Below are 4767 nucleotides of genomic sequence, written 5' to 3'. Positions count from 1 at the left end.
CCCTCCGTTCAATCCGCAGATCCTGGCCGGCAAGGGCTCGCTGTTCCTGACCCGTCCCGCCTCGGCGCACTACATTGCCGACCCTGTCGAGCGTGCAGAGCTGGCCAACGAGCTGTTCAGCCATGTGGCCGAAGGCCGCATCAAGGTGGACATCAGCAAGCGCTATGAGCTGGCCGATGCAGTTCAGGCACACCGCGATCTGGAAGCGCGAAAGATTGTGGGCTCGGCCATCTTCACGCTCTAAATCCAGCACACCCGGAGGAGACAAAAAATGAAAGTAGAACAACTGACCTGCGCCATAGGCGCGGAACTCACGGGCGTGAATCTGGCCGATGCTGTGCAGGACGCGGCCCTGTTTGCAGAAATCCGCAAGGCGCTGCTTACGCACCGCGTGCTGTTTTTGCGTGATCAGGAGATCAGCCGTGCCGATCATGTGGCATTCGCGCGCAAGTTCGGGGAGCTGGAGGACCATCCGGTGGTGGGTTCCGATCCGGAAAATCCGGGTCTGTTGCAAATCTACAAAACTCCGGCCAGCCCGCCCGACCGCTACGAAAACGCCTGGCACTCGGACACGACCTGGCGTGACGTGCCGCAGTTTGGCGCAGTGCTGCGCTGCATAGAGTGCCCGCCCGTAGGCGGCGACACCATGTGGGCGAATATGGTGCTGGCCTATGAAGGCCTGCCTGAAGGCGTGAAAGCGCAGATTCAGGAGCTGCGGGCCCGCCACAGTATCGAGTTCAGCTTCGGCGCCGCCATGCCCATCGAAAAGCGTCTGGCCCTCAAGGCCCAGTACCCCGATCCCGAGCATCCCGTGGTGCGTACCCACCCGGAAACCGGCGAGAAGCTGCTGTATGTGAATGGCTTCACCACCCACTTCACCAATTTCCACACCCCGACCCGCGTGCGCGTGGGCCAGGATCACACCCATGGCGCCGGCGAGCTACTGCGCTATCTGGTCAGCCAGGCGCAGATTCCTGAGTACCAGGTGCGCTGGCGCTGGAAACCCAACAGCATTGCCATCTGGGACAACACCGCCACCCAGCACTATGCCGTCATGGACTATCCGGCCTGTCATCGCAAGATGGAGCGGGCGGGAATCATCGGCTCCAAGCCTTTTTGAGCGTTAGGCAAACGCACGGCCAGCCAGTCTGGCCTCTTCTCTTATTACCTGCATCACCATGAATACCGGCTCTTATCCCGCAGACCTTACTTTTCTGATCGTTCCCGGCCTGCGCGACCATGTGGAAGATCACTGGCAGACCCATCTGGCCAAGCAGCTGCCCAAGTCCGTGACCGTGCCGCCGCTTGAGCATGACAAGCTCAGCCGTGCGGCGCGCGTGCAGGCGCTGGACGATGCGCTGGCCACGATTGAGGGCCCGGTCATCATCGTTGCCCACAGTGCCGGCTGCATTACTACTGTGCACTGGGCGCAGCAGCAGGGGCGTAAGATTCATGGCGCACTGCTGGCCACGCCGGCAGATGTGGAGAGCCCCATGCCGGCTGGCTATCCCACGTTGGAGCAGCTGCAGGCCAATGGCTGGTGCCCCATGCCGCGCAGTCCGCTGCCGTTTCCCACCCTGGTTGCCGCCAGCCGCAATGATCCGCTGGCGCAGTTCGAACGCATGCACCAGTTGTCCATGGATTGGGGCGCGCGCCTGGTGGACCTGGGCGAAGTCGGGCATCTGAACCCTGCTGCCGGCTATGGCCCCTGGGATGGCGTGCACGCTCTGCTGCAAGAGCTGGTCTGAGGAGATGGTCATGAAGCAAAACCTGCAAATCGATTTCTCGCTGGATCTGATCTGCCCCTGGTGCTGGATCGGTCTGCGCAATCTGCTGACGGCGCATACGGCCTTGCTGGCCAAGCAGCCCGAGCTGCTGCTTGATCTGCACTGGCACGCCGACACCTTGCTGCCCCAGATCCCTGAGCAAGGCCTGCCTTATCAGGCTTTTTATGAAGCCCGTCTGGGCGGTCCCAAGGCTGTGGAAATGCGCCGCGCGCAAGTGCGTGCCGCTGCTGAGGCGGCTGGCCTGCAGATCAACCACGCTGCGATCGAGACTTTCCCGAACACGCGCCTGGTTTGCGCTCTGGTCAATTACGCCCAGACGCAGCTGGACAGCCAGGCCATGATCGGCTTTGTGGAATCCATTTTTGCCGCCTATTTTGTGCAGGGACGCAATATTGGCGATACCGCCGTGCTGCAGCAACTGGCTCATACCGCTGCGCTGAACTGGAATCCCGGAGAGTTCGATGCGCTGCAATACCAAAGCGGCTTGCAGCACAGCGGCGGCGTGCCGCATATGGTGTTCAACCAGCGTTTGCAGGTGACGGGAGCGGTGGCGCCCGCCGAGCTGCTGCGCGCCATGGAGCATGCCTGTGCTGTCGACCGCGACTTTGCCTGATACGGCGCTGATTGCCGCGGGCGAGGCCAGGGATTTGCCGCCCGGCGGCCGCAAGCTGGTCTTCGCCCCGGGGGGCGAATCCATTTTGCTGCTCAATGTGGAAGGTGAATTCTATGCCCTGGAAAACAGCTGCCCGCATGCGGGCGCTTCCATGGCCAGCGGCAGCTGCGAAGCCCATGTGCTTCGCTGCCCGGCGCACGGCCTGCAGTTCAACATCAAAAACGGCCAGTGCACGGCGTCGCCCGGGTTGCTGATTCCGATGTATGAAACCCTGATACTGGACGGCAAGCTCTGGCTGAGGCCGCCATTCAAGGCTTGAACGCCACGCTTTGTTTCCTTTGATTTTCTTTGGGCAAGACGATATGACCATGACCGCCAATCTCAATCTGCTGACGCCAACACCCTCGGCGTACACCTATCCCTTGCTGATCAAGCAACTGCTGATCAATGCCATGAGCCTGCACGGGGAGCAGGAGATCACGTATCGCGGACAAATGCGTTACAGCTATCGTGACTTCAGCCAGCGCATAGGCCAGCTGGCCCATGCGCTCACGGCGCTGGATGTGGGCGCCGGCAGCACCGTAGCCGTGATGGACTGGGACAGTCACCGCTATCTGGAGAGTTACTTTGGCATCCCCATGATGGGCGCCACCCTGTTCACCGTGAACGTGCGCCTGTCGCCTGCGCAAATTCTCTATACCTTGAACGATGCCGACACCGATGTGCTGCTGGTGCACACGGATTTTCTGCCGGTGATTGAGGAAATCCGCGCCCAGCTGCCGCACATACGTCATATCGTCGTGCTCTCGGACGACGGCGTGCTGCCTGCCACCTCGTTTGACGTGGCCGGTGAGTACGAGGCCCTGGTGTCCAGTGCTGCTGCCGACTATGACTTTCCCGAGCTGGACGAAAACACCAAGGCCGTCACCTTCTACACCACGGGTACCACGGGCGATCCCAAGGGCGTGTGCTACAGCCATCGCCATATCGTCATGCACGCGCTGGCTACGGCACTGAGCATGTGCTCGCCCATGGGCGAGCAACGTCTGCATCGCGGCGATGTGTATATGCCCATCACTCCCATGTTCCATGTGCTGGGCTGGGGCTTCCCCTATATCTCCCTCATGTTGGGCTTGCGCACGGTGCTGCCGGGACGCTATCTGCCGGACGTGCTGCTCAAGCTGCGCGAGACCGAGAAAGTCACGTTCTCGCACTGCGTGCCCACGATTTTGCAAATGCTGGTGACGGGCGCAGACAAGACGGGCCAGGATTTGAGCGGCTGGAAGGTCGTCATCGGCGGCTCGGCCCTGCCGGCCGGCTTGTGCGAAGCCGCACTGGCCAAGGGAATGGATGTGTTTGCTGGCTACGGCATGTCGGAAACCGGCCCCGTGGTCTCGCTGGCGCTGAATCCCACCCACGCCGAGCTCAGCAAGCAAGACGATGTGCGCCTGCGCAGCTCCACCGGCATGCCTTCGCTGATGGTGGATTTCCGCGTGGTCGATGAAGACATGAAGGATGTGCCGCGCGACGGCGTGACCCGTGGCGAAGTCGTGCTGCGCTCGCCCTCGCTCACCCCGATCTACTTCAAGAAGCCCGAAGCTTCGGAGGAACTCTGGCGCGGCGGCTATCTGCATACCCAGGACATTGCCGTCATGCATGCCGACGGCATGGTGCAGATCGTCGATCGCCTGAAAGACGTGATCAAGACCGGCGGCGAATGGGTGTCCTCCATCGAGGTGGAAGGCCTGATCACCCAGGTGCCCGGAGTCAGCGAAGCTGCCGTGATCGGCGTGCCGGACGCCAAATGGGGCGAGCGCCCCATGGCCTTTGTGGTGGCCGCCGCCGATGTGAAGCCCGAATTCATTCGCGAGCATCTGCAAAGCCATGTGCAGGCCAAGCGCATCAGCGCCTATGCCGTGCCCGAACTCAGCCGCATCTGTCTGGTCGCCGAGATTCCCAAGACCAGCGTGGGCAAGATCAACAAAAAACTGCTGCGCGAAGCGCAGCCCACTTAGGTTTAAGCCAAAAAGGTCTTAAGCCATTGCCAGGAGCGCACCATGCGCTCCTGTTTTTGATAAATCAATGGAAAAGCCATCATGAGCACCAAAGACATCTTCGTCGTCAGCACCGCCCGTACCGCCATAGGCACGTTTGGTGGCGGACTCAAGGACGTACCCAACACCCAGCTGGCCACCACCGTGGTCAAGGCCGCCATCGAGCGCGCCGGCATTGCGGCCGACACCGTCGGCCATGTGGTCATGGGCAATGTGATCCCCACCGACACCAAGGATGCTTATCTGTCGCGCGTGGCGGCCGTCGATGCGGGCTGCCCCATCGAGACCCCGGCCTTCAACGTCAACCGTCTGT

The 4767-nt window shown here is 61.6% G+C and carries 7 protein-coding genes; all 7 read left to right on the top strand.

Annotated elements, in window-relative coordinates:
- The coding region (locus tag ACNAZA_RS22245; RefSeq protein WP_415798667.1) for a zinc-binding dehydrogenase at positions 1 to 244 on the top strand (244 nt) is incomplete at its 5' end.
- A 27-nt stretch (positions 245 to 271) separates the two neighbouring features.
- Positions 272 to 1120: a TauD/TfdA dioxygenase family protein gene (locus ACNAZA_RS22240; RefSeq protein WP_415798666.1), complete on the top strand. Its 849-nt coding sequence runs from the start codon at positions 272 to 274 to the stop codon at positions 1118 to 1120.
- A gap of 58 nt (positions 1121 to 1178) precedes the next feature.
- On the top strand, positions 1179 to 1748 hold the full coding sequence (locus ACNAZA_RS22235; RefSeq protein WP_415798665.1) for an RBBP9/YdeN family alpha/beta hydrolase: 570 nt from the start codon (positions 1179 to 1181) through the stop codon (positions 1746 to 1748).
- A gap of 10 nt (positions 1749 to 1758) precedes the next feature.
- Positions 1759 to 2400 (top strand): DsbA family protein, encoded by a 642-nt coding sequence (locus tag ACNAZA_RS22230; RefSeq protein ID WP_415798664.1) that lies wholly within the window; start codon positions 1759 to 1761, stop codon positions 2398 to 2400.
- Positions 2369 to 2719: a Rieske (2Fe-2S) protein gene (locus ACNAZA_RS22225; RefSeq protein ID WP_415798663.1), complete on the top strand. Its 351-nt coding sequence runs from the start codon at positions 2369 to 2371 to the stop codon at positions 2717 to 2719. Before ACNAZA_RS22230 ends, ACNAZA_RS22225 begins: the two co-directional genes overlap by 32 nt.
- A gap of 49 nt (positions 2720 to 2768) precedes the next feature.
- Positions 2769 to 4415, top strand: coding sequence for a fatty acid--CoA ligase (locus tag ACNAZA_RS22220; protein ID WP_415798662.1), 1647 nt, complete (start codon positions 2769 to 2771; stop codon positions 4413 to 4415).
- 81 nt (positions 4416 to 4496) lie between these two features.
- The coding region (locus ACNAZA_RS22215) for a thiolase family protein (protein ID WP_462936553.1) at positions 4497 to 4767 on the top strand (271 nt) is incomplete at its 3' end.

The sequence above is a fragment of the Comamonas aquatilis genome (assembly GCF_965139575.1).
Classification (GTDB): domain Bacteria; phylum Pseudomonadota; class Gammaproteobacteria; order Burkholderiales; family Burkholderiaceae_C; genus Comamonas; species Comamonas aquatilis.
Note: the sequence above shows the minus strand (reverse complement) of the source record. Positions and strands in the feature narration are given on the sequence as shown.

Bases quoted from the DNA above. Each gene is read 5' to 3' on its own strand.
- ACNAZA_RS22235 (WP_415798665.1), top strand. From the start codon at position 1,179: ATGAATACCGGCTCTTATCCCGCAGACCTTACTTTTCTGATCGTTCCC.
- ACNAZA_RS22230 (WP_415798664.1), top strand. From the start codon at position 1,759: ATGAAGCAAAACCTGCAAATCGATTTCTCGCTGGATCTGATCTGCCCC.
- ACNAZA_RS22220 (WP_415798662.1), top strand. From the start codon at position 2,769: ATGACCGCCAATCTCAATCTGCTGACGCCAACACCCTCGGCGTACACC.
- ACNAZA_RS22240 (WP_415798666.1), top strand. From the start codon at position 272: ATGAAAGTAGAACAACTGACCTGCGCCATAGGCGCGGAACTCACGGGC.
- ACNAZA_RS22225 (WP_415798663.1), top strand. From the start codon at position 2,369: ATGCCTGTGCTGTCGACCGCGACTTTGCCTGATACGGCGCTGATTGCC.